This window comes from Pseudomonas sp. R5-89-07 (assembly GCF_003851685.1).
In the GTDB taxonomy this organism is placed as follows: domain Bacteria; phylum Pseudomonadota; class Gammaproteobacteria; order Pseudomonadales; family Pseudomonadaceae; genus Aquipseudomonas.
On record NZ_CP027727.1, the window covers coordinates 1,760,241 to 1,783,060 of the forward strand.

Annotated in this window: 22 protein-coding genes; 10 read left to right on the plus strand and 12 right to left on the minus strand. The window is 59.7% G+C overall.

Features of this window, described 5'->3' with window-relative positions; translation table 11 throughout:
- Window positions 1-100 precede the first annotated feature (100 nt).
- Window positions 101-1,747, plus strand: a complete 1,647-nt coding sequence (gene mqo / locus C4J94_RS08095; RefSeq protein ID WP_124385684.1) for a malate dehydrogenase (quinone) — start codon at window positions 101-103, stop codon at window positions 1,745-1,747.
- A 64-nt stretch (window positions 1,748-1,811) separates the two neighbouring features.
- Here the strand turns inward: mqo and C4J94_RS08100 are convergent, their stop codons facing one another.
- Window positions 1,812-2,483: an NADPH-dependent F420 reductase gene (locus C4J94_RS08100; RefSeq protein ID WP_124385685.1), complete on the minus strand. Its 672-nt coding sequence runs from the start codon at window positions 2,481-2,483 to the stop codon at window positions 1,812-1,814.
- A 99-nt stretch (window positions 2,484-2,582) separates the two neighbouring features.
- Here C4J94_RS08100 and C4J94_RS08105 point away from each other — a divergent pair, with 99 nt between their 5' ends.
- Window positions 2,583-3,479, plus strand: coding sequence for a LysR family transcriptional regulator (locus tag C4J94_RS08105; RefSeq protein ID WP_124385686.1), 897 nt, complete (start codon window positions 2,583-2,585; stop codon window positions 3,477-3,479).
- On the opposite strand, the gene C4J94_RS08110 is transcribed toward C4J94_RS08105, so the two are convergent.
- Window positions 3,476-4,324, minus strand: a complete 849-nt coding sequence (locus tag C4J94_RS08110; protein WP_124385687.1) for a LysR family transcriptional regulator — start codon at window positions 4,322-4,324, stop codon at window positions 3,476-3,478. The two genes, C4J94_RS08105 and C4J94_RS08110, sit on opposite strands and share 4 nt — an antisense overlap.
- Before the next feature lie 98 nt (window positions 4,325-4,422).
- Between C4J94_RS08110 and C4J94_RS08115 the strand changes: the two genes are divergently transcribed.
- Window positions 4,423-5,322: a DMT family transporter gene (locus C4J94_RS08115; protein ID WP_124385688.1), complete on the plus strand. Its 900-nt coding sequence runs from the start codon at window positions 4,423-4,425 to the stop codon at window positions 5,320-5,322.
- Between the two features lie 131 nt (window positions 5,323-5,453).
- Window positions 5,454-5,783, plus strand: a complete 330-nt coding sequence (locus C4J94_RS08120) for a YXWGXW repeat-containing protein (RefSeq protein WP_124385689.1) — start codon at window positions 5,454-5,456, stop codon at window positions 5,781-5,783.
- A gap of 128 nt (window positions 5,784-5,911) precedes the next feature.
- On the opposite strand, the gene C4J94_RS08125 is transcribed toward C4J94_RS08120, so the two are convergent.
- From C4J94_RS08125 to C4J94_RS08140, 4 genes are all read right to left on the minus strand, one after another.
- Window positions 5,912-6,307, minus strand: a complete 396-nt coding sequence (locus C4J94_RS08125; protein WP_124385690.1) for a PIN domain-containing protein — start codon at window positions 6,305-6,307, stop codon at window positions 5,912-5,914.
- Entirely contained in the window at window positions 6,304-6,561 is a 258-nt protein-coding gene (locus C4J94_RS08130; protein WP_124385691.1) for an AbrB/MazE/SpoVT family DNA-binding domain-containing protein, read from the minus strand. The genes C4J94_RS08125 and C4J94_RS08130 overlap by 4 nt, the downstream gene beginning before the upstream one ends.
- Window positions 6,562-6,728: 167 nt before the next feature.
- Window positions 6,729-8,102: a nucleotide 5'-monophosphate nucleosidase PpnN gene (gene ppnN, locus C4J94_RS08135; protein WP_124385692.1), complete on the minus strand. Its 1,374-nt coding sequence runs from the start codon at window positions 8,100-8,102 to the stop codon at window positions 6,729-6,731.
- Window positions 8,103-8,250: 148 nt separating this feature from the next.
- On the minus strand, window positions 8,251-9,075 hold the full coding sequence (locus C4J94_RS08140; protein ID WP_124385693.1) for an aspartyl/asparaginyl beta-hydroxylase domain-containing protein: 825 nt from the start codon (window positions 9,073-9,075) through the stop codon (window positions 8,251-8,253).
- Window positions 9,076-9,350: 275 nt separating this feature from the next.
- Between C4J94_RS08140 and fabV the strand changes: the two genes are divergently transcribed.
- Window positions 9,351-10,544 (plus strand): enoyl-ACP reductase FabV, encoded by a 1,194-nt coding sequence (fabV, locus tag C4J94_RS08145; RefSeq protein WP_124385694.1) that lies wholly within the window; start codon window positions 9,351-9,353, stop codon window positions 10,542-10,544.
- A gap of 60 nt (window positions 10,545-10,604) precedes the next feature.
- Here fabV and C4J94_RS08150 read toward each other — a convergent pair whose 3' ends face one another.
- A complete protein-coding gene (locus tag C4J94_RS08150) occupies window positions 10,605-11,807 on the minus strand; it encodes an anthrax toxin-like adenylyl cyclase domain-containing protein (protein ID WP_124385695.1) in 1,203 nt (400 codons plus the stop codon).
- 207 nt (window positions 11,808-12,014) lie between these two features.
- Here C4J94_RS08150 and C4J94_RS08155 point away from each other — a divergent pair, with 207 nt between their 5' ends.
- Window positions 12,015-12,638 (plus strand): HAD family phosphatase, encoded by a 624-nt coding sequence (locus C4J94_RS08155; RefSeq protein WP_124385696.1) that lies wholly within the window; start codon window positions 12,015-12,017, stop codon window positions 12,636-12,638.
- Here C4J94_RS08155 and C4J94_RS08160 read toward each other — a convergent pair.
- Complete coding sequence (locus tag C4J94_RS08160; protein ID WP_124388937.1) at window positions 12,635-13,540, minus strand: LysR family transcriptional regulator; 906 nt, start codon at window positions 13,538-13,540, stop codon at window positions 12,635-12,637. The two genes, C4J94_RS08155 and C4J94_RS08160, sit on opposite strands and share 4 nt — an antisense overlap.
- Window positions 13,541-13,643: 103 nt before the next feature.
- Between C4J94_RS08160 and C4J94_RS08165 the strand changes: the two genes are divergently transcribed.
- Window positions 13,644-14,813, plus strand: coding sequence for an aspartate aminotransferase family protein (locus C4J94_RS08165; RefSeq protein ID WP_124385697.1), 1,170 nt, complete (start codon window positions 13,644-13,646; stop codon window positions 14,811-14,813).
- A 120-nt stretch (window positions 14,814-14,933) separates the two neighbouring features.
- Here C4J94_RS08165 and punR read toward each other — a convergent pair whose 3' ends face one another.
- Window positions 14,934-15,848: a DNA-binding transcriptional activator PunR gene (punR, locus tag C4J94_RS08170; RefSeq protein WP_124385698.1), complete on the minus strand. Its 915-nt coding sequence runs from the start codon at window positions 15,846-15,848 to the stop codon at window positions 14,934-14,936.
- Window positions 15,849-15,970: 122 nt separating this feature from the next.
- Between punR and punC the strand changes: the two genes are divergently transcribed.
- The gene (gene punC / locus C4J94_RS08175) at window positions 15,971-17,149 is read left to right on the plus strand and encodes a purine nucleoside transporter PunC (protein ID WP_124385699.1); all 1,179 of its coding nucleotides are present in this window, start codon (window positions 15,971-15,973) and stop codon (window positions 17,147-17,149) included.
- Window positions 17,150-17,294: 145 nt separating this feature from the next.
- Here punC and C4J94_RS08180 read toward each other — a convergent pair whose 3' ends face one another.
- Window positions 17,295-18,128, minus strand: a complete 834-nt coding sequence (locus C4J94_RS08180) for a nucleoside-binding protein (RefSeq protein ID WP_124385700.1) — start codon at window positions 18,126-18,128, stop codon at window positions 17,295-17,297.
- Between the two features lie 158 nt (window positions 18,129-18,286).
- Here C4J94_RS08180 and C4J94_RS08185 point away from each other — a divergent pair, with 158 nt between their 5' ends.
- The gene (locus tag C4J94_RS08185) at window positions 18,287-19,789 is read left to right on the plus strand and encodes a nucleobase:cation symporter-2 family protein (RefSeq protein ID WP_124385701.1); all 1,503 of its coding nucleotides are present in this window, start codon (window positions 18,287-18,289) and stop codon (window positions 19,787-19,789) included.
- 167 nt (window positions 19,790-19,956) lie between these two features.
- Here the strand turns inward: C4J94_RS08185 and C4J94_RS08190 are convergent, their stop codons facing one another.
- On the minus strand, window positions 19,957-20,889 hold the full coding sequence (locus C4J94_RS08190; RefSeq protein ID WP_124385702.1) for a proline iminopeptidase-family hydrolase: 933 nt from the start codon (window positions 20,887-20,889) through the stop codon (window positions 19,957-19,959).
- Window positions 20,890-20,981: 92 nt separating this feature from the next.
- Complete coding sequence (locus C4J94_RS08195; RefSeq protein ID WP_124385703.1) at window positions 20,982-21,746, minus strand: LuxR family transcriptional regulator; 765 nt, start codon at window positions 21,744-21,746, stop codon at window positions 20,982-20,984.
- Between the two features lie 183 nt (window positions 21,747-21,929).
- Between C4J94_RS08195 and C4J94_RS08200 the strand changes: the two genes are divergently transcribed.
- Window positions 21,930-22,817 (plus strand): proline iminopeptidase-family hydrolase, encoded by an 888-nt coding sequence (locus tag C4J94_RS08200; RefSeq protein WP_124385704.1) that lies wholly within the window; start codon window positions 21,930-21,932, stop codon window positions 22,815-22,817.
- Window positions 22,818-22,820 lie beyond the last annotated feature (3 nt).

Sequence of the window (22,820 nt, forward strand, 5' to 3'; positions counted from 1 at the left end):
ATGCGTAGACCCCGCGGTACGTTGCCTGACGTAACGTGATTGAAGGTCACCCATGATCAGGGGCGGTAGGGCGGATGGCGTTTTATCATAGGTGCTACTGATGTTTAAGAAAGTAAACACTGCCCTGCTGGGGCTGGCTTTGTCGATGGGGATCACGTCCGTTCACGCGGAAGAGGCAAAGAAAGTCGATGTGCTGCTGATCGGCGGCGGCATCATGAGTGCAACCCTGGGCGTCTGGCTCAACGAGCTGGAACCGGGCTGGTCGATGGAAATGGTCGAGCGCCTCGACGGCGTGGCCGAAGAAAGCTCCAACGGCTGGAACAACGCGGGTACCGGTCACTCGGCCCTCGCTGAGCTGAACTACACCCCGGAAGACAAGAACGGCAACGTTGAGATCCCGAAAGCGGTCGAGATCAACGAAGCGTTCCAGATCTCCCGTCAGTTCTGGTCCTGGCAGGTCCAGCAGGGCGTGCTGAAGAACCCGCGCTCGTTCATCAACTCCACGCCGCACATGAGCTTCGTGTGGGGCGATGACAATATCAAGTTCCTGAAAAAGCGCTACGAAGCCCTGAAGGCCAGCCCGCTGTTCGCTGGCATGCAGTACTCCGAAGACCCGGTGCAGATCGCCAAGTGGGTTCCGCTGATGATGGAAGGGCGTGACCCGAACCAGAAAATCGCGGCCACCTGGACCCCGATCGGCACCGACGTGAACTTCGGCGAGATCACCCGCCAGTTCGTTGCCCACCTGCAAACCACCCCTAAGTTCGACCTGAAACTGTCGAGCGAAGTGCAGGACATCACCCGTAACGACGACGGTTCGTGGCGTGTGAGCTACAAAAACCTCAAGGACGGCACCAAGACTGAAACCGACGCCAAGTTCGTGTTCATCGGCGCCGGCGGCGGTGCCCTGCACTTGCTGCAAAAATCCGGTATTCCTGAAGCCAAGGAATACGCCGGCTTCCCGGTGGGTGGTTCGTTCCTGGTGACCGATAACCCAACCATCGCCGAGCAGCACCTGGCCAAGGCCTACGGCAAGGCGTCGGTGGGTTCGCCGCCAATGTCGGTGCCGCACCTGGACACCCGTGTGCTGGATGGCAAGCGCGTGATCCTGTTTGGCCCATTCGCGACCTTCTCCACCAAGTTCCTCAAAGAAGGCTCGTACCTGGACCTGCTGACCAGCACCACCACCCACAACATCTGGCCGATGACCAAAGTCGGTATTCGTGAATACCCACTGGTCGAGTACCTCGCCGGCCAACTGATGCTGTCCGATGACGACCGCTTCAAGGCGCTGCAAGAGTACTTCCCGAACGCCAAGCAGTCTGACTGGCGCCTGTGGCAAGCCGGCCAGCGTGTGCAGATCATCAAGCGTGACGAAGAGCAGGGCGGCGTCCTGAAACTCGGCACCGAAGTGGTCAGCTCCGCCGACAACTCCATGGCAGGCCTGCTGGGTGCATCGCCAGGCGCGTCCACCGCGGCTCCGATCATGCTGACCGTGCTGCAGAAAGTCTTCAAGGACAAGGTTGCAAGCCCGGCCTGGCAGGAAAAACTGCACCAGATCGTGCCAAGCTACGGCACCAAACTGAACGACAGCCCAGAAGCTGTTGCCAAGGAATGGGCCTACACGGCCGGTGTGTTGCAACTGACCCCACCGCCAGCCATTCCACAACTGGCGGCTCCACAGGCCACCGAGGCTGCCAAGCCTGCGGCTGAGCCGAGCAAGCCGGCGTCTGATCTGGCGCTGTAAGCAACGCTGAAGTAAAAGCCCGCTGAACCGGTGACGGTCAGCGGGCTTTTTTGCGGCCCTACGTTCAGGTGCGGTTTCGGTTTCGCGCAACGGGGGGCAATTCAACCGTGCGTTCAGCCGCTGCCAGCGCTGCCTTCAGGCCAGTCTGGTTCAGGGCAACGCAATAGGCCGGCTTGGCTCGCTCGAACCGCCAGCTTTCGTCCAGCCCGCCTGCATCCACGGCATCGAAACCCAGTTCATCGAGCAGCTTGATCACAACCGCCTTCGCTGCCGCGTCATCCGCCGCCACCGGCAGTGCGCGACGATCAACTGCACCGTGAGGGCGAGCATCCAACGTCAGGTCCGGTGCAAAAATCGCGTTAAACACTTTTACCACCTGTGAATGTGGCAAATGGTCGGCCAGCAGCCGGCTGGTAGTGGATTCAAACCGATCCAGCTGCGGAATATGCCCATCGCGGTCAGGGTAGTAATTGTTGGCGTCCATCACCGTTTTACCGTGCAACCATTGCGCAGGCACGCTGCGGTAGTGCTCCAGGGGAATCGCCACGAGCACCACGTCACCGAACTGCGCTGCGTCGTCTGCGCTGCCCACTTGTACACCGAGTATGCCGCTCACCACGCTGCTCATGGTGTGTGGGCCACGGGAATTACTCAGCATCACCTCATGTCCGGCTGCCAGCGCTAGTTGTGCCACGGCACGCGCGATAAACCCTGCTCCAATTACGCCAATCTTCATGTGCTTGCTCCAGTAAACGTCGGAAGTGGCTATGATGATTGGCAACCATTTGACGATAAATCCTGGTTCAGGAATGGCTGTTGTTACTGAGAGTGGGGAATGATGGACCGTCTATCGAGCATGAATGCCTTTGTGACCGCCGCTGAGTTGGGTTCCTATGCGCGTGCCGCAGAGCGTTTGAATCTATCGCCGCAGATGGTGGCCAAGCATGTCACCGCATTGGAGCAGCGATTGGGTGCGCGCTTGCTCAACCGCACCACTCGCAGGCAAAGCCTTACAGAGCTGGGTAGCGCCTATTACGAACGTTGCAAGCACATCCTGATGGAAACCGAAGCCGCGGACTCCCTGGCGCAGATCATGAACGACACCCCGCGCGGCAAGCTGAAAATCACCGCCCCCGTGACATTCGGCTCCTACAGCCTGATGCCGTTGATTACCGGGTTCTTGCGTGACAACCCGGAGGTGCAGATCGATCTGCACCTGACGGATCGTTTTGTGGACTTGGTGGAGGAGGGCTATGAAGTGGCGTTCCGCATTGGTCCCCTGGCGACCACCGGCCTGACCGCCCGGCCGCTGGCGCCCTATCGTCTGGTCGTGTGTGCGGCTCCGGCCTATTTGCAGGCACGAGGCACACCGTCGGCGCCAGCAGACCTTACTCATCATGAATGCCTCGGCTACGCCTTTTGGTCGCGTCCGGCGGATCGTGAATGGGTGTTTTACGAGGGCACGGTCCCGCACCGAGTGCAGGTGAGCAGCCGTTTGCAGATCAACGAAAGCAGGGCGCTGATGTCGGCTGCCCTGGATGGTTTCGGTATTGTACTAGGCCCTGAAGACTTTTTGCGCACGGCGCTCGCGGACGGCCGACTGGTGAAGGTGCTTCCTGACTTTGATTCGCCCAGCCGGTCGATGCATTTGGTTTACACCGCAAATCGCCAGCGTACCGCTAAATTGCGCGGTTTTATCGAAGCGGTGCTGCAGCGTTTTGGCCCGGTTTAAACGCTGAAACTGTCTTTCACCTGTTCATACACATGCAGTGCAAGCGCATTGCTGCTATCGCACAGCAGGTAAAGGTGGTGCATCGGCAGCGGCGGCAGCTCGACACCGGCGATCACCTGCGTCAACCCTTCGCCCATACGGCTTTCTTCGATCAAGCCGACCGCAACACCGCTGCGAATGCAGGCCTCTACCGCTGTGGAGTTGGGGCTCTCCATCAGTAGCCGGTGAAAAATACCGTGGTCGGTCAACGCCTGTAACGCCGCCGCACGATACGGGCAACCCGCGATTGGTACGGTGATGGGCAGCGGCGCATTGGGCGGGTAATCGAAATGCTCGGCGGCGACCCACAGCGGTTGCACGGGCCCCAGGCGCTCACCCTGTGCCAGCGGCTGCGCGCTGACGGTGATGGTCAGGTCCAATTGGTTTGCCATGAACAGGTTCAACAGTTCGCCACTGGTGCGCGCTTCGATTTCCAGCTGCAGCAGCGGGTTGTCGGCGATCAGCCGTGGCAGAAATTCCTGGATGAAGGCGGGGGCATAGGTATCGGGAACGCCCAGGCGGATCTTGCCCTGCATGCGCTGGGGCATCAGCGAGATCAGCAGGCGGTCGTGGCTTTTTAGAAACTCGGTGGTTTCGCCCAACAGCTTTCGGCCGTACAGCGTCAGATCCACGCCCTGGTTGCTGCGGCTGAACAGGCGTTGGCCGACCTGGTCTTCCAGTTTCTGGATTTGTGTGGTCACGGTGGAAGCGCTGCGGTGCACATGCTCGGCCGCTTCGTTAAAGCGGCCAAAGCGGGCGACGGCGTGAAAGGTGCGCAATAGATCGATGTTCAGTTGTTTGGCCATGATTCTATTAATTCGGATTGATGATGCGGGTTATTCAAATATACAGAAGCGTCCTCCGTCCTTAGCCTGCAAGTCAACCTATAAGGGCTGGAGGCTGCATGAAGCGATCAACTTCAGGGTTGCTGCTGTTGCAAGGGGCGTTTGTGCTGTCGTGGAGTTCGGGCTATATCGGCGCGAAGCTGGGCACCCAAGGCGGCGGTGCGTTCAACCTGTTGTTCTGGCGATTCCTGTTGGTATCGCTGTGCCTGGGGATGTTCCTGAACGTCAGGCTGCTGAAGATTTCATGGGCGCAGATCCGCCATTACGCGGTTGTCGGCTGCCTGTCGCAGTTTTTGTACCTGAGCTGCCTCTATGTGGCGATCCAGAACGGCTTGCCACCAGGCATTGCGGCGATCATCGCGGCCTTGCAGCCGTTGATGACAGCGGCCTTGTCGACAGGCAGCGCAACTGAGCGCAGCGGCGGCTGGCAATGGCTGGGGCTGGTGATCAGCTTTGTCGGCGTTGGGGTTGTGATCGCCGGGCAGTACAGCCATAGCGCAAAAGAGGTTGGCCTGCTCATGTATGGGTTGCCGCTGCTGTCGGCGCTTGGGCTGACGCTGGCGACGCTGTACGAGCGCCGTTCGCCGCCGAGCCAGGATGCCGGTCTGCTCATACCGCTGTTTATCCAATCGCTGCTGACGTTGATCGGCTTCACCGCCGCTGTGCTGTATACCGATACCTTGAGCATTCCCCATGACACCGAAGTACTGGTGTCGATTGTGTGGTTGACGGTGTTTTCCACCTTTGCCGCCTATTTGAGCCTCTGGAGACTGCTTCGCGTGATGACGGCTACCCAGGTTGCGGCGCTGGTTTATCTGGAGCCGCCGGTCACCCTGGTATGGGCGGCGCTGATGTTTGGTGACAGGATCCAGGCCTCGACCTACGCGGGCATCGCCGTCGTCATTGCCGGTCTGCTGCTGTTACGCCTGAAGCGACCGACCGTCGTCTGCACCTCCTGAGCCCTCAAGGTTCAGCAATCTGACAGACATCTCCTGTTAAAAATAACCCAAGCCCAGGCAGGAGCCCGGCTGGAACACAGGGGGATTTCTTTCAGATACAGGTACAGGGCATTTACGCCCGAGGGTTTTGTATGTTGCTACGTTATGCAGCAATGGCGGCGGTGGTCGTCGCCGCATCCGGGTGTGTGCAAGAGCGTGTCGTGCATGAGCGCCGGCCCGTACAACGTGACTATGTAGAGGTCGTGGCGCCGCAACCGCCGCCGGTGCAGGTGATCGAAGTCGAGCCGGCGGTGCGCGAAGGCTATATCTGGTCACGCGGTTACTGGCGCTGGGAAGGCGGGCGCTATGTGGCAGTGCACGGCCACTGGGAGCCGGTGCGCCAGGGCTATCGCTATGTGCATCCGCACTGGGTGCAGCGCAACGATGGTTACCACTGGCAGGTCGGTGGCTGGGTGCGCTGACCGAGCGGCCTCTCCCCTTTGTAGGAGCGAGCTTGCTCGCGAAAAAACCACAGGCGCCGCGTGCTACCTGAATGTTCGCGTAATCGTTGGCGTTTCTCGCGAGCAAGCTCGCTCCTACAAAAGACGGCCTAGCCGATCCGCTTCATGCCCGCTGCCCTGGCCGCGTTGAGATCGAAGGTGGCGGTGTACTCGCAGCCGGCCGCATGGGCGCAGCGTTCGATCAGGTAGTCGGCGAAGTCTGCTTTGTTCGCAATGAACTTGCGCAGTGCCTGCCAGATGATATCGGCGTGCTCAACCGTGAGTTCGCGCGTGTGCAACAGGGTTTCCAGCACCATCACCACGTCGCTTTTGGCCGATTGGTAGCAGGACTGCAGCACCCATACCAACTCCACAATGGTCACCAGGCTGATAAAGCCCGGCGACGCGGCGGTCAATGATTCGATCAGTTGGGACGCCTTGGCTGATTGAACCGGCTCATCCTGAGCGACATAGCGCACCAGCACGTTGGTATCCAGCCCGATCATCCAGCGTTCGCTCCCTGTGCCGCGATGGCGCGGTTCATGTCCTCGATGGACACGGCATTGGCAGGTTTGCGAATCAACCCTTTGAGGTCCGTGACGGTTTTGCTCGCGGCGATCATGGAAAACTTGCCGTCTTCCATTTCGACGAATTCCACCCTGTCGCCTGTTTCCAGGCCGAGGGCTGTCCTGACCTGGACGGGGATGGTGATTTGCCCTTTTGAAGTAAGTGTGGCGGTCGCCATAGTGAAGATCTCCATCGTGATGCTCCTTACCCTAGGGTAAGGAATGACAGAGGACAATATCCGTTGGTCCATAGGTTGCTCGCAAAGGTGGGGTCGTTACTGGAACCCTAGTCCGGACTCGCGATTCCCACCCCTTCGGCCATGGGCCAAACCGATACAAACTATGACTGAGCGCCGCTAGCTCACTGCACTACGCGATAGCACGGCACGTACGCCGCTCCGCCCGGCAATTTCATCCGATGCTGGGCGACGAATGCCTTCAACAGTTCATCCAGCGGTTTCATGATCGCCGGGTCGCCGTGAATCTCGTACGGGCCGTTTTCTTCAATCAGGCGGATGCCTTTGTCCTTCACGTTACCCGCCACGATCCCCGAGAACGCGCGACGCAGGTTGGCCGCCAGTTCATGGGGCGGTAGCGCATGGCTGAGTTGCAGGCTGGCCATGTTTTCGTGGGTCGGGTCGAACGGGCGCTGGAAGCCTTCGTCGATCTTCAATAGCCAGTTGAAGTGGAACGCGTCGTTGCGCTCGCGCCGGAACTGTTTGACCGCCTTGAGCCCGGCGGTCATCTGGCGCGCGACTTCGGCCGGGTCGTCGATGATGATCTGGTAGTGCTTCTGCGCCGCTTCGCCAAGGGTCGCGCCGACGAACGCGTGCAGTTGTTCCAGGTAGGGCGCCGCATGTTTGGGACCGGTAAGCACCACCGGGAACGGCAGGTCGCGGTTGTCCGGGTGCATCAGGATGCCCAGCAGGTAGAGGAACTCCTCGGCGGTACCGGCGCCGCCGGGGAAGATGATGATGCCGTGGCCGACACGCACGAAGGCTTCTAGGCGTTTCTCGATGTCCGGCAGGATCACCAGCTCGTTGACAATCGGATTGGGCGCTTCGGCGGCAATGATGCCGGGCTCGGTCAGGCCCAGGTAGCGGCCGCCGGTGATGCGCTGCTTGGCGTGGGAAATGGTCGCGCCTTTCATCGGTCCTTTCATTACGCCGGGGCCGCAGCCGGTGCACACGTCGAGGCTGCGCAGGCCCAGCTCGTGGCCGACTTTCTTGGTGTATTTGTATTCTTCGGTGTTGATGGAGTGGCCGCCCCAGCACACCACGATCTTCGGCTCGACGCCTGCGCGCAGCGTACGGGCGTTGCGCAGCAGGTGGAACACGTAGTCGGTGATGCCCTGGGAGTTGCTAAGGTCGATACGCTGGCTGTCCAGTTCGTTCTCGGTGTAGACGATGTCACGCAGGGCGCTGAACAGCATTTCGCGGGTGCTGGCGATCATCTCGCCATCGACGAAGGCATCGGCCGGGGCGTTGAGCAGTTCCAGGCGCACGCCGCGGTCCTGCTGGTGGATACGCACTTCGAAGTCTTTGTAGGCGTCGAGGATGGTCTTGGCGTTATCGATGTGCGCGCCGGTGTTGAGGATGGCCAGGGCGCACTGGCGGAACAGGGCGTAGATGCTGCCGCTGCCGGCTTCACTCAGTTGTTGCACTTCACGTTGGGACAGGGTTTCGAGGCTGCCCTTGGGGCTGACGGAGGCATTGATCACTTGACGTTGGGGCATTCTGATTCCTTGAAAGCACAGCCACCGCATCCACGAAAGGCGCAATGGCTTGAGAATGATGCGCGCCGTATACGGTCGCACGAGACGGTATTTACCTCACGCACAGGGCCGAGTGCAAATACCGTCCAGCACCATCATGCCGCAGAACTTACTGGATCAGCTTCCAGTTTTTGTAGAAAACCCGACGCAGGGTAAAGACCAGGCCGGCAAAGCCCGAGATCACGGCGTTCAGCACGGCGGGCACGCGGCTCGGTCGCACGATATCAATGAACAGGCAGTAGCGTTTCGCGTCGTTCTTGTTGAAGGAGGCATGCATCAGCGTGTCATCGAAGATAAACAGCGGGTCATCGTGCCAGTAGTGCTTGTGCTTGCCCACCTGGATGTACACACCCTCGTGGTGCGGCGCCGGCGCCATGTTGTAGAGCACGCGGAACATCATGCGCAGCGGGCCGAAATGGAAGGACGTGGAGCGGTTCTCGTTGAACACCGACACGCCGATGGTCTTCACGAATGGCAGTTTTTTGCGCAGTTGCGGGATGTCCAGCGTGGTTTCGATCGGGCGACCGTACCACTGGAAAAACAACATGCCGCGTTTCTTCTCGGCCATGCGTTCGTCCAGGTAACCGATGATTTCTTCCTTGCGCGCCATGGCATCGTCGATCACCTGTTGCAGGTCTTCGCGCCAGGCGGGCGGTAGGTCGCGCATCGTGTAGACATGGCGGTTGCGGCTGCTCACCAGGTCGAACAGGGTATTGAACGGCGCCAGTATCCAAGTGTTGCGGCCGTTGCCGATGAAATATTTCTTGATGGTGTCGCGGTCGTACAGGCCATTACGCAGAAAGTCATAAAAGCCGCAAACCACCACCAGCAGCAAAAATACCAGGCTGGAACGCGGGAAACAGGCGATGAACAGTAAAACGCCGAGCACCCAGGCGAGGGATATCAGCTTTTTACCTACGGCACTTTTGCTCATGAAACGCGGCTCCAACATTGAAACAAAATGAAACAATATCGTCATGATAAGGGTTTACGGCGAACGCAGGCGTTTTAAATAGTTCGAAAATTGTGAAGTCGCTGCACAATTTGTAACCGTGGCCGGGGATGAGCTGGGTGGGGGTGGATTGAATTTTGAGAACAGAAGATTTGCGACTATCGTGACGCTTCGGTTTTTCAGACGTCATAGACCGGTACGATTGAAGTTGAATGGCCACCATTGGCCTTCGGCACCTTGGAAGAGGCAGAATTTTTATGATCATCAAACCGCGGGTTCGTGGCTTTATCTGTGTGACGGCTCACCCTGTTGGCTGTGAAGCGAACGTCAAGCAGCAGATCGACTACGTCACCCAGCACGGCGCCATCGAAGGCGGCCCAAAGAAAGTGCTGGTCCTCGGCGCTTCCACCGGTTACGGCCTGGCCGCGCGCATCAGTGCCGCGTTTGGCTGCGGCGCCGACACCCTGGGCGTGTTTTTTGAGAAAGAAGGCGAGGAAGGCAAGCTGAGCTCCGCCGGCTGGTACAACAGCGCGGCGTTCGAGAAGTTTGCTGTGGAGAAAGGCCTGTACGCCAAGAGCATCAACGGCGATGCGTTCTCCGATGAGATCAAGCGCCTGACCATCGAAACCATCAAGAAAGACCTGGGCAAGATCGACCTGGTGGTCTACAGCCTGGCCGCGCCACGCCGTACCGACCCGCAAGGCGTGGTGCACACCTCCACCCTCAAGCCGATCGGCAAGGCTGTGACCCTGCGCGGTATCAACACCGACAAGGGCGTTGTAGTCGACACCACCCTTGAGCCGGCCACCCAGGAAGAAATCGACGGTACCGTCAAAGTGATGGGCGGTGAAGACTGGCAGCTGTGGATCGACGCCCTGCGTGAAGCCGATGTACTGGCCGAAGGCGCCAAGACTACCGCGTTCACCTACCTCGGTGAAAAGCTGACCCAGGACATCTACTGGAACGGCTCCATCGGCGAAGCCAAGAAAGACCTGGACAAGAAAGTCCTGACCCTGCGCGAAAACCTCGCTGCGTTGAAGGGCGACGCGCGCGTATCGGTGCTCAAGGCTGTGGTCACCCAGGCCAGCTCGGCGATCCCGATCATGCCGCTGTACCTGTCGCTGCTGTTTCGCGTGATGAAAGAGCAGGGCACTCACGAAGGTTGCATCGAGCAAGTCTACGGCCTGTTCAAGGACAGCCTGTACGGCAGCGAGCCGAAGCTGGACGCCGACGGCCGCCTGCGCGCCGACCTGGCCGAGCTGGAACCGAAGGTCCAGGACGCCGTGGCGGCGCTGTGGAACCAGGTGACCGATGAAAACGTCAACGACATCAGCGATTTCGCTGGTTACAAGGCTGAATTCCTGCGCTTGTTCGGTTTTGAAATCGAAGGTGTGGACTACGACGCGGACGTGAACCCGACCGTCAAGATCAACGGTCTGGTCCAGGCATAAGCGCTGTCACTGTGGCGGCTTGATAATCGACTTATCAAGCCGCTTTTTGCTGCTCAGCTGTCAGGCTTGCCTGGAACCAGACAGGCGCTGTTTTGCCAGGGTGAAGTCTGACCGCCTCACATTCACTACCTCCTTCTCCCATAGCGGGTTGAGCGGCACGTGATAACCGCTGTCCTTGGCGGTCTTTATCAGCTCAGCCATTTCCTTGCTGTCATGGATGATACTGATCTCATCGAATCTACCGAGCTTTGCCGGCAGGAAAAAAGTCGCCGGGTAGTTTGCAGCCACGTCCGTCACATGGCTGCCTGAGTCTGCATTGTGATGGATCACCCGCTCCGCGTCGCCGACCAGCTTTCGATTGATGATGCCGATCATTTCCTCTATTCGCGGCGTGATGTTGCCAAGGTCGGGGTTTTCCTTGCGGTAGAAGTGAACGGCACTTTCAAAGTCTGCCGATAATTCCCGTGGAACTCGCTGGTAGTGGCTAACCCGATCCCTGAAGACACTGTGGGCAACATCGGGTACCGGCAGCTTATCCTGGGCGCCAAAGTCACTTAGGTGGGGCGCGATCATGTGCAGGTCATAGTCGGCGGTCAAGGCCTTGCCCTCTGGCTGCTTGGCCAGCACTTGCAGCGCCTTGCCGTTGTGCGTGATCAGATAGTTGTCGTCGCCAGGCGAGGCGGGATGGGCTTGGAATGCATAATGCTGCTGACTTGGCCCGCGAGCGCTCAATTGCAGCGTGCCATCACCCCTGCGAGCTGCCCGCTCAGTGATCTGGCCAAGTTTTACCAGCTCGTCAATGCGATGACGCGAGAGTTTCAAGGGGATCGGGACCGCATGGCCGTGCTCGATGCAGTCCTTGATCTGCGCGTTGGCGTTAGCCACTTTTTCCGGTGATTTGTGCACGAACTGTTCAAGTTTGCTGAATGCCTGGTCTTTACAGATCAAGCCGGACTGTGGCCCCCAATTGGCACTTTTGCCTTTGATATGAAAGTCCTTGGTGGGGTGCCCAGCTTCTATCAGCCCTGTGGCCACGGATTCGACCGGGCGTATGCCGATGATGGAGTTGGTGGCTGCCGCTATCTGTTGCAAGGGGTCGAGGTGGCTCGACACTATTCCGGTTTGCGCTTTTACCTGGTCGACCAGTGCATGCCGGGCATCGACCTCCAGCGTAGTGCTGGCCTGCACAAGCGCCTGGTTGCGTTGCAGCACTTCCAGACTGAGCGCGGAAGGTGATGTTACAGCGGTAATCATGGCAATCATTGGAATACCTCTACGTCACGTTTTGCGAGCGCATTGATGATTCCTTTCAGTCATGGATTTCCCTGAGAGCGAAGCTCACCTTAAACGATGCTTTCGGCGATGTGAGTGGACGTTTCACTTTTCAGAACGGTCCTACCGTGGCTTACCTTTTGCTGTTTGCCCCGGCATGCAAGACTGCGTCATCCATGTGCGCAAACAGGAGGACCCATGACAATTCGTGCAGTCGTGTTTGATTTCGGCGGTGTGTTGTTCGACTGGAACCCGCAACATCTGTACCGCAAGCTCATCGCCGACGAGCAGGAGCGGCAATGGTTTCTCGATAACATCTGCACCCAGGCCTGGAACACCGAACAGGATGCTGGCCGCACCCTCGCCGAAGCCACCTGCCACCTGATTGAGCAACATCCCGAGCATCAGGCCTTGATCCAAGCGTATTACGAGCGTTGGCACGAAATGTTGCGTGGTGAGTTGCCCGAAGGTGTCGCGATTCTCACCGCATTGCATCAAGCCAAAATGCCGTTGTTCGGGTTGACCAACTGGTCGGCGGAAACCTTTCCCTATGCCCGCGAGCACTATCCGTTCCTGCAGTTTTTCCGCGATATCGTCGTCTCGGGCCAGTTGAAACTGATCAAGCCTGACCCGGCGATCTACCATGCCAGCCTCGCTCAGGTGCGCGCCTACTTGCCGGATGTCCAGCCTGGCGAAGTGGTGTTTATCGATGACGTCGCGGGCAATGTCGAAGCGGCTGTGGCCCTTGGCTGGCAGGGTATCCACCATGTCTCGGCCGAGCGTACTGCCGCCCAGTTGCGTAAGCTGGGGGTGGGCTTCTAGCGGGCCCACTTCTCCATCGCGAAGTCGACGAAGGCGCGCAGCTTGGGCAAGCGGTAACGGTCCTGGCGATACAGCAAGTGCATGGGGCGGCTGGACAGTTGATAGCTGGTCAGCAAGGCCACCAGCTTGCCGCTCTCCAGGTCCGGCTGCACCAAAGCATCGGCCAGCATGATGATGCCCATGCCGTTTACCGCCGCTTGGCGCAAGCCTTGCGAGCTGTTGATGGTCAAGGAGCCGGTTACCGGAACCTCCACTTCGCCTTCCTCCCCGGTCATGCGCCAGAGCTTGCCGGTGTCGCGCCAGTTGTCGGTCGCAGGGTAGGCGAACGCCAGGCAGTCGTGCTGGCGCAGGTCATCGGGCCTTGATGGTGTGCCACGTCGCGCCAGATAGGCCGGGGACGCGCAGAGGGTGAGGGTGTAGGCCTGCATGGGCCTGGCGATCAGGCTGGAGGGTTCCAGTTCGCCGAGACGGATCGCCACGTCGAAGCCGCTGTCAACCAAGTCCATCCGCTCATTGCTCAGCTTCACGTACAGGTCGATCAGCGGGTAGCGCTGGGAAAATTCGCTCAAGGCCGGTGCCAGGCGCTCGGTGCCGAACACTGGTGGTGCGGTGATGCGCAGGCTGCCTTTGGGGGTTTCGCTGTGGATCTGCTCGGCCAGTAGCTCGGAGTCAGCCACCAGCCCCAGCACCTCCACGCAGCGCTGGTAGTACTGCCCACCAAATTCCGTGAGGCTTTGTTTGCGCGTGGTGCGCTTGAGCAGGCTGACCCCCAGGCGTTGCTCCAGGGCGCGCAGGTGATTGCCGACCATGGTGGTCGACATCCCGCATTCCTGCGCGGCTGCAGTCATGCTGCCGGTCTCTACTACTTTCACGTACACCGACATCGCCTGGAACACGTCCATTATCAAGCCCTGCTTCAAAGTCATTGCACTGGATCACAGTTTATCTACTGAGGGTGGCTAACGATACTGAAGCCCTCTCAACGATTGACTGGAGCCCGCCACCATGACCGCCGCCTGCCTGATGAGCACTTATCAACCCTTGGCCCTGAGCTTCACCCGTGGCTTGGGCACGCGTCTGTGGGACCAGCAGGGCCGCGAATACCTCGACGCGGTTGCTGGCGTGGCCGTGACCAACGTCGGCCATTCCCATCCTCGGCTCGTCACGGCCATCAGCGAGCAGGCCGCTTTGCTGCTGCACACCTCCAATCTCTACAGCATCGACTGGCAGCAGCGGCTGGCCCTGCGCCTGACCCGGTTATCCGGGCTGGACCGCGCGTTCTTCAACAACTCCGGGGCGGAAGCCAACGAGACGGCGCTGAAACTGGCACGGCTGCATGGCTGGAAAAAAGGCATCGAGCAACCGTTGGTGTTGGTGATGGAAAACGCCTTTCACGGACGCACCCTGGGCACCATGGCGGCCAGCGACGGGCCATCGGTGCGCCTTGGTTTTCAGCGTTTACCGGGGGATTTTCTCAAGGTGGGTTTTGGCGACCTGAACGCATTGGAGCGCATCACCCAGCAGTTCGGCGCGCGCATCGCCGCCGTGCTATTGGAGCCGATCCAGGGCGAAAGTGGGGTGTTGCCGGCACCTCCCGGCTATCTGCAGGCCTTGCGCGATCACTGCACGCGCCACGGCTGGCTGATGATGCTCGATGAAATCCAAACGGGCATTGGCCGTACCGGAACCTGGTTCGCCTTCCAGCATGAGGGCATTGTTCCCGACGTAATGACCCTGGCCAAAGGGCTCGGCAACGGCGTGCCGATCGGCGCCTGTCTGGCTCGCGCCGCCGTCGCCCAGTTGTTCACCCCCGGCAGTCATGGCAGCACCTTCGGCGGCAATCCGCTGGCGTGTCGTGTTGGCTGCACGGTGTTGGACATTATCGAAGAGCAAGGCCTGTTGCAGAACGCCGCGCAGCAGGGCGAACGTCTGATGGCGCGGCTACGGGTGGAGTTGAGCGAGCACCCGCACGTCGTGGCGATTCGTGGGCAGGGCTTGATGATTGGCATCGAACTGGCCAGCGCCCACCGTGACCTGGCTCAACGTGCGGCGCACGAGCACGGGCTGCTGATCAACGTGACGCGGGGCAAGGTGATCCGGTTGTTGCCGCCGCTGACGCTGGACGCCAAGGAAGTCGAGATGATAGTGCGGGCTATCACCCGCCTGTTGGACTGAAACCCGATCCAAATGTAGGAGCTGGCTTGCCTGCGAAGGCGGAGTGTCAGCCACCCGATTCATCGGCTGGTCTACCGATATCGGGGGCAAGCCCCCTCCCACAGGGAGGATGCGTCACTTCTAGAGATCATTACCATTGAGCCATTCCTGGTTCATGGTCTCTGTGTCTCCCAGGTATTCCAACAACCACGCCATGGCCGGGGACAGTTTGTTCTGCGCCCAGGCCACGCACGACGGGCTGGCCGGGAAGGGCCGGTGCAGCTGCAGCGCCACCAGCTCACCGCGCTCGATCCACGGCAGCACCTGATGCGCCGGAGCCATGCCCACGCACAGCCCATCGCGCAGGCAGTCAATGGCCGATGACCAGTTGGGCACCACCAGGCGGCGCTGATTATCCAGGGTCCAGGTGTCGCGCTTGGGCAGGTTGCGCGAGGTGTCGGTCATGCACAGGGAGGCGAATGGGCGCAGTTGATCGTCACTGAGCAGGCCGCTGATGCTGGCCAGGGAATGCTTGGCACTGACCACGCACAACCAGTTCAACAAACCCATGTCGCGAAAGGTGAAGTGGCTGGCTACCGGCACCGCGCTGGTCGCGCCGATCACGATATCGGTGCGCTCGTCCGCCAGGGCATCCCACACGCCGTTGTACACCTCATACTCCAGCAGCAATTCCACGTCGGGGAACTGCCGATAGAAATCCAGCACCAACTGCCGACAGCGCTGCGGCTTGACGATGGAATCTACCGCCACCTTCAGTTGACCGCTCCAGCCATTGGCCACCTGTTGGCACAGGCGCCGTGTGCCGAGCATTTTTTTCATCACGCTACGGGCTTCGTCTATAAACAACCGGCCGGCGGGGGTCAGCTCCACGTCGCGGTGGCGCCGTATGAACAGCGGCACCGCCAGCCACTCTTCAATCTGACGCACCGTATAGCTGATGGCCGACGGTACGCGGTGCAGTTCCTGCGCGGCGGCGCTGAAGCTGCCGTGGCGTGCGACGGCATCGACCACATCCAGGGAGTATTCGGACCACATGGTGGCTGCCTTCAAAATTATTGATAAGAGCGTTCAATTATTATCGCTTCACACCGAAACTGTCAGCTTCATAATGGGTACTAGTCAGCAAATAGTTTGATGGCAGGATCTACAAGGCTTCAATGAAAAATTCTTTTGGTTTCACTGGGTATCTGGCGGGGCTGAGCATGCTCGGTTATCTCGCCATGGACATGTATTTGCCGGCGTTTGGCGCCATGGGCGCGCAGTTGCAGATTGGCGCGGGGGCCGTGGGCGCGAGCTTGAGTATTTTCCTGGCCGGTTTTGCCGTGGGGCAGTTGCTCTGGGGCCCCTTGTCCGACCGGCTCGGGCGCAAGCCGGTGCTGCTCACGGGGTTGAGCCTGTTTGTGCTGGGGTGCCTGGGCATGTTCTGGGTGCAGACTGCGCCGCAACTCTGGGCGTTGCGTTTTATCCAGGCAATCGGCGTGTGTTCCGCCGCCGTGAGCTGGCAGGCGCTGGTGATTGATCGCTACCCGGCGGACAAGGCTCACCGCGTGTTCGCCAGTATCATGCCGCTGATGTCGCTGTCGCCGGCCTTGGCCCCGCTGTTGGGCGCGATGGTGCTGAATCACTTTGGCTGGCAGGCGATTTTCGGCGTGTTGCTGGGTGTTTCGTTACTCTTGCTGCTGCCGACCGTGTTCCTGCGCAGCCCGCCGAAACGTCAGACGGACGCACCTGTGCGCCTGGGTTACGCGCAGTTGCTCACCTCAAGGATATTCACCGGCAACGTCATGATATTCGCCGCCTGCTCTGCCAGTTTCTTTGCCTGGCTGACCGCTTCACCGTTCATCCTTGGCGCCATGGGCTACAGCCCGAATGACATCGGCCTCAGCTACGTGTTGCCGACCCTGGCGTTTCTCGTCGGCGGCTACAGTTGCCGCAGCGCCTTGCAGCGCTTGCCGGGCAAGACCCTGCTGCCGTGGCTGCTCGGCTTCTATTGCCTGAGCATGGTGGCGTTGTATCTGGTTGCGACCCTGACAGTGCCGACCCTCACCACCTTGCTGATTCCGTTCTGCCTGATGGCGCTGTGCAACGGTGCCAGTTACCCGATCGTAGTGGCGAATGCGCTGATGCCGTTTGCGGAAAATTCCGGCAAGGCGGCGGCGCTGCAAAATACCCTGCAGTTGGGCCTGTGCTTTCTCGCCAGCCTGGTGGTTTCTTCGATGATTGAGCAACCGCTGTTGATTACTGCCATCGTGATGCTGGCGACCGCGCCGCTGGCGGTGCTGGGTTATTGGCTGGCACGGCCGAAGGCCGGGCGTTCAGCGCTGGCAAACGCTTAAGCTGACAATAAGGTCAAAAATGTGGGAGGGGGCTTGCCCCCGATAACGGAGTGTCAGTGCCAGCTAGGCTAGCTGATCCACCGCTATCGGGGGCAAGCCCCCTCCCACATTTGGATTGGGTTTATTCAGTGATTTAAGTGGACGCCTAGAACGTCACTTCCATATTCACCGTCGGCGTCGATGTGCGGCTACCCCGGCCTCCGTCTACGCCGAACTTGTTATGCCAGTACTCGTAGCCCACGCCGAGGTACAGGTTAGGTTTGATGCTCTTGCCCGGCCGCACCGCCACCATCAGCGCGGTGCGCATCAGCGCTTCCGGCGCGGTATCGCGGCCGTGATAGTCCTCGCCTTTTTCCCCCACGTAATTGATGAAGCCCTGGAATTTGGCCGCATGGTTGGCGATCTCGAAAGGGCGCATCCACGTCAGGTTGAGCATGTAGGTGTCGTCGAAGGTGTGGTTCGATTCCCTCGCGCCGGGAATGCCGGTGTGGTTCTTTTCCTTGTAGTACATCAGGCTCAGGTCCAGCACACCGACGGTATTGAATTTCAAGGTGGGGCCGATGACCAACGCGCGCTTTTTGGCGGAAGCGAAGTTGTTGTTGCGGTTGGCATCGAAGCCCAGCGTCAGCGCGTAGTCCTTGATCAGCCCGCTACCCAGCGGCGTATCAAATACCCGTGAGGCATACAGTTGGTGCCGATACACCGCGTACACCTCGCTGCCACCGTGCTCGCTGCCCTTGCGCGGGTCCTTGCTGTCAGACAGGAACACATCCAGGTTCAGAAAGTTGCTGCCGTACTGGTAGCCGCTGGCGTGGGTGAAGCTGTAGATGCGCTTGCTGAAGTCGTCGGGGTTGTTCGGGTTGGTGAAGTGCTGGCCGTAGCGAAACCCTACGCTGTTGTTCATCCATTCCACTGCGACTGCCTCCCCGCCGCCGAGGAGGGTCAATGCGACGGTGGCGCCCTGCAATGCCTTTTTCATTCTGTGGGGTCCTTTGGCGTTCTGGCTCATGACGGCCGGATTGTTTTTGTAACGCCGCGGCAGGGTAACTTGTTCGATTGATTGTATACAACTCTATGGACAGACAGTCTTAACATTGCATACAGTGAGCGCACAACAAAAACAGAGACCCCCTCACCATGACTATCCCGAAGGCGTCACCGCAGCGGCCCGAAGATGAAAATCTAGGCGTCGCCGCCAACATGGCTTACGGCCTGCAGCATGTGCTCACCATGTACGGCGGCATCGTTGCCGTACCGTTGATCGTCGGCCAGGCGGCCGGGTTGTCGCCTGCGGATATCGGCCTGCTGATCGCCGCGTCATTGTTTGCCGGTGGCCTGGCGACGCTGTTGCAAACCCTGGGTTTGCCGTTCTTCGGTTGCCAGTTGCCGCTGGTACAGGGTGTGTCGTTCGCGGGTGTGGCGACGATGGTGGCGATCGTCGGCAGCGACGGGGCAGGGGGCGTGCCAGCGATTCTCGGCGCGGTGATGGCTGCGTCGTTCATTGGTTTGCTGATCACCCCGGTGTTCTCGCGCATTACCAAATTCTTCCCGCCGTTGGTGACGGGCATCGTGATTACTACCATCGGCCTGACCCTGATGCCCGTGGCGGCGCGCTGGGCCATGGGTGGCAACAGTCGCGCGGCGGATTTCGGCAGCATGTCGAATATCGGCCTGGCTGCGCTGACGCTGGTGTTGGTGCTGCTGCTGAGCAAAATCGGCAGTGCAGCGATCTCGCGCTTGTCGATTTTGCTCGCGATGGTGATCGGCACGGTGATCGCGGTGTTCCTGGGCATGGCCGACTTCTCTGCCGTCACCCAGGGGCCCATGTTCGGCTTCCCCACGCCTTTCCATTTCGGCATGCCGACCTTTCACGTGGCGGCGATCATCTCCATGTGCATCGTGGTGATGGTCACGCTGGTGGAAACCTCGGCGGACATCCTGGCGGTGGGCGAGATCATCGACACTAAAGTCGACTCCAAACGCCTCGGCAACGGCCTGCGCGCCGACATGCTGTCGAGCATGTTCGCGCCGATCTTTGGTTCATTCACGCAAAGTGCGTTCGCCCAGAACGTCGGCCTGGTGGCGGTTACCGGGGTGAAGAGTCGGTTTGTGGTGGCAACCGGCGGGGTGTTCCTGGTGGTGCTTGGCTTGCTGCCGTTCATGGGCCGGGTGATTGCCGCCGTGCCCACCTCGGTGCTTGGCGGTGCCGGCATTGTGCTGTTCGGCACAGTGGCGGCCAGCGGCATTCGCACGCTGTCCAAGGTGGATTACCGCAACAACATGAACCTGATCATCGTGGCCACGAGTATTGGTTTCGGCATGATTCCCATCGCCGCACCCAGCTTCTACGACCAATTTCCCAGCTGGTTCGCGACCATTTTCCATTCGGGCATCAGCTCGTCGGCGATCATGGCGATCTTGCTGAACCTGACGTTCAACCATTTCACCGCCGGTAACTCAGACCAGCAGTCGGTATTCGTGGCGGGCACCGAGCGCAGTTTGTGCTTTCGCGATGTGGCTGCGTTGCGCGATGGGGATTACTACCGAGGTGGGAAGTTGTTCGATGCCGAGGGCAAGGAGATTCCGTTGGTGGCGGATACTTTGAGAAAAGCATCAAAGCCTGAGCCCACCGAGGTCTAAATGTAGGAGGAAGTAAGGCCTGATGCCAGTCTGTAGGAGCGAGCTTGCTCGCGAAAAACGTCAACGGTAACGCGTGCTTTCTGAATGAACGCAGTGCCTGTGAGTTTTTCGCGAGCAAGCTCGCTCCTACAAAAAGCCCTAAGGCAAGCCCCCTCCCACATTGGAATTTAGCCAGCTTTAAGGGCCGTGTGCTGCACTGAGCACACCTCATCCAGAAACTTCACCACCGTCCCCATGCACGCCTGGCGTTCTTCCACATGGGGCATGTGGCTGGAGTCTTCGAACAGCGCCCAGCGTACACTCGCGATTTCATCCAGGAACGGCTTGACCACCAGCGGCGTGGCTTCGTCATGACGGCCGGAGATCACCAGGGTTGGCACCTGGATGGCCGAAAGGCGACCCATCACGTTCCAGTCCTTCAAGCTGCCGATCACATGGAACTCGGTCGGGCCGCTCATGGCGTGGTACACCGTGGGGTCGGCGTCGACCTGGGCAAAAGTGCGTGCCACTTCTTCCGGCCACGGGTTGACGCGGCAAACGTGCTGATCGTAGAAAATCCGCGAGGCGGCCTGGTATTCCGGGTCCTGGTAGTTGCCAGTGGCCTCATGCTTGAGCAAGGTTTCATGCACACCTTCGGGCAATAATTTGCGCAGGCGGTTGGCCTCGCTGACCCAGGTGCGCATGCACGTTGGTGAATTGGCCGGGATAAAGGCGCGCAGGCCCTTGGGCTGCAAGATTGCGTGCTCGCTGCCGAGCATGCCGCCCCAGGACTGCCCGAGGATCGCGTAGTTGTCGCTGATTTGCAGGTGGTCGAGCAGGTTGTTCAACTCGTCGAGGAACAGGCCGATGGTCCAGAACGCAGAAGGTTTTTCAGGTAAATGCGTGGAGCGACCGTTACCCAACTGGTCGTAATGAATGACCGCATGGCCGCTGGCGGCAACATCCTTGAACGCGTCGACGTAATCGTGGGTGCAGCCAGGGCCGCCATGGATGATCACCAGCGGGGTGCGGCCCGTGCTCAGGTCACCCGTGATGCGATACCAGGTCTGATAGGCGCCGAAGGGCGCGTAGCCTTCGCGGACTTTGTCGATGAATTCCATTTCGTACCCTGCTCTGAAAAAAGGATCAGGGCTACGATAGTCTGCACGCCACGTTTAGGTAACTAGCAAAACAGCTAGGTTTTGCCGAAGGATCAATCGTCCAGCAACCGGTAATGCGTAGCCCGCACCACCGCCTGCACACGGTTCTTGGCCCCCAGTTTGTGCATGGCGGAGGCCAGGTGCAGGGTGACCACCGCCAGCGAGCGGCTCAATTGCGTGGCAATCTCGGCCGCGGTCAAACCGTCGGCGGCCCATTTCAGGCACTCGCGCTCGCGTTTGGTCAGGTGGATATGCGGATAGGTGCGCAACGCTTTGTTAAACAAAGGATAAGCCGCCTCCTGTAACGCATGGCTGATCACGCTGAAATCCGACAAGGTCTGCTGTGCATCCTTCAATACCGTGCTCGCCTTGCCGGTGCGCAAGCCAGTCAGCGAGGCGAAGCCCCCGCGGGGCAAGTGGATTGGTACGCTGACGCCGCAGGTCAGCTGCTGTTCGTGCAGGTAGGAAGAAACCGGTGCATGGCAGGGGTCGATGATCTTTTGCAGTGCAGTTTCGGCCTTGGCCTCATAAGACCAGACAAAAGGCGATACGCTGCTCAGGGCCAGGTGTTGCACCGGGTCGATCTGGTAGAACCCCTCGCTGCACCACAAGGCGTGCCAATCGGTCGGCGTGTTGCGCAGTTGCAGCACCGAGGGCGTGATCAGCGCACCATTGAGGTCGATGGGCACCGGCGTGTAGTCGTACACCAGCGCATCGAAGCCCAGCTGTTGGGCGAGGATAAACGTATTGTCCATCTGCTCGTCCAGGCTCCTGCCCGGCATCAGACGATTATTGAAGGCAGTTAGCTTGGCCAGCATCCGTTCTGCTCCCGAATTCATTTGAATCTCGACTTGCTGCAAGTAGAATGCCACGCCCCGGCGAAGGACTGCCAGGCCAAACCTATAAGAAACGCTAGGTTATGGACGCGCGGCATCCTCGGTAGTGTTGACCTGATAAACGGCCACTACCTGCCAGGCCGATACAACACAAGGAATGTATGCATGTGGCGTGAAATTGCCCCCGACCAGCAGTACAACGTGCAAGTCGACGGCCATAACCTCGTGGTCTACAGCTTTGGCGAAGGCGATGAGGTGCTGCTGTGCCTCAACGGCGGCCCGGGCCTGCCGTGTGATTACTTGCGCGACGCCCATGGCTGGCTCAAAGAACACAACCTGCGAGTGGTTGCATTCGACCAGCTTGGCACGGGCGCATCAGCCAGACCGGACGACGTTTCGCTGTGGGAAATCGGCCGTTATGTCGAAGAAGTCGAAACCGTCCGCCAGGCCCTGGGCCTGGGCCGCGTGCACCTGCTCGGGCATTCCTGGGGCGGTTGGCTGGGCATCGAGTACGCCGTTCATTACCCCGACCACCTGAAAAGCCTGATCCTGGAAAACACGGTGGGCGATATTCCTCACCTGTCCCAGGAACTTGAGCGCCTGCGCGGCGCCCTCGGCAGCGAAACCGTGGCCATGATGCAGCGTCATGAAGCCATGGGCACCCTCGACCACCCGCAGTATCAAGCCGCCATCACCTTGCTCAACTACCGCCACGTTTGCCGCCTGGATGAATGGCCGGAACCGGTCAAACGCTCCCTCGGCGACTGGAACATGGGGCCCTACGAGACCATGCAGGGCCCCAACGAATTCCTGTATGTCGGCAACCTCAAGGACTGGAACCGCATCCCCGAAATGGCCTGTTTCAGCATGCCGATGCTGATCACCACCGGCCAGCACGACGAACTCACGCCGGCCTGCGCCATGCGCATGAAGATGGCGGCCCGGCACGCCGAATTGCACGTATTTCCCAACAGCAGCCATATGCCGTTCTACGAAGAACCCCAGGCGTATTTCCCGGTGCTGCTGGATTTTCTCGCCCGTCACCGAGGCTGATGG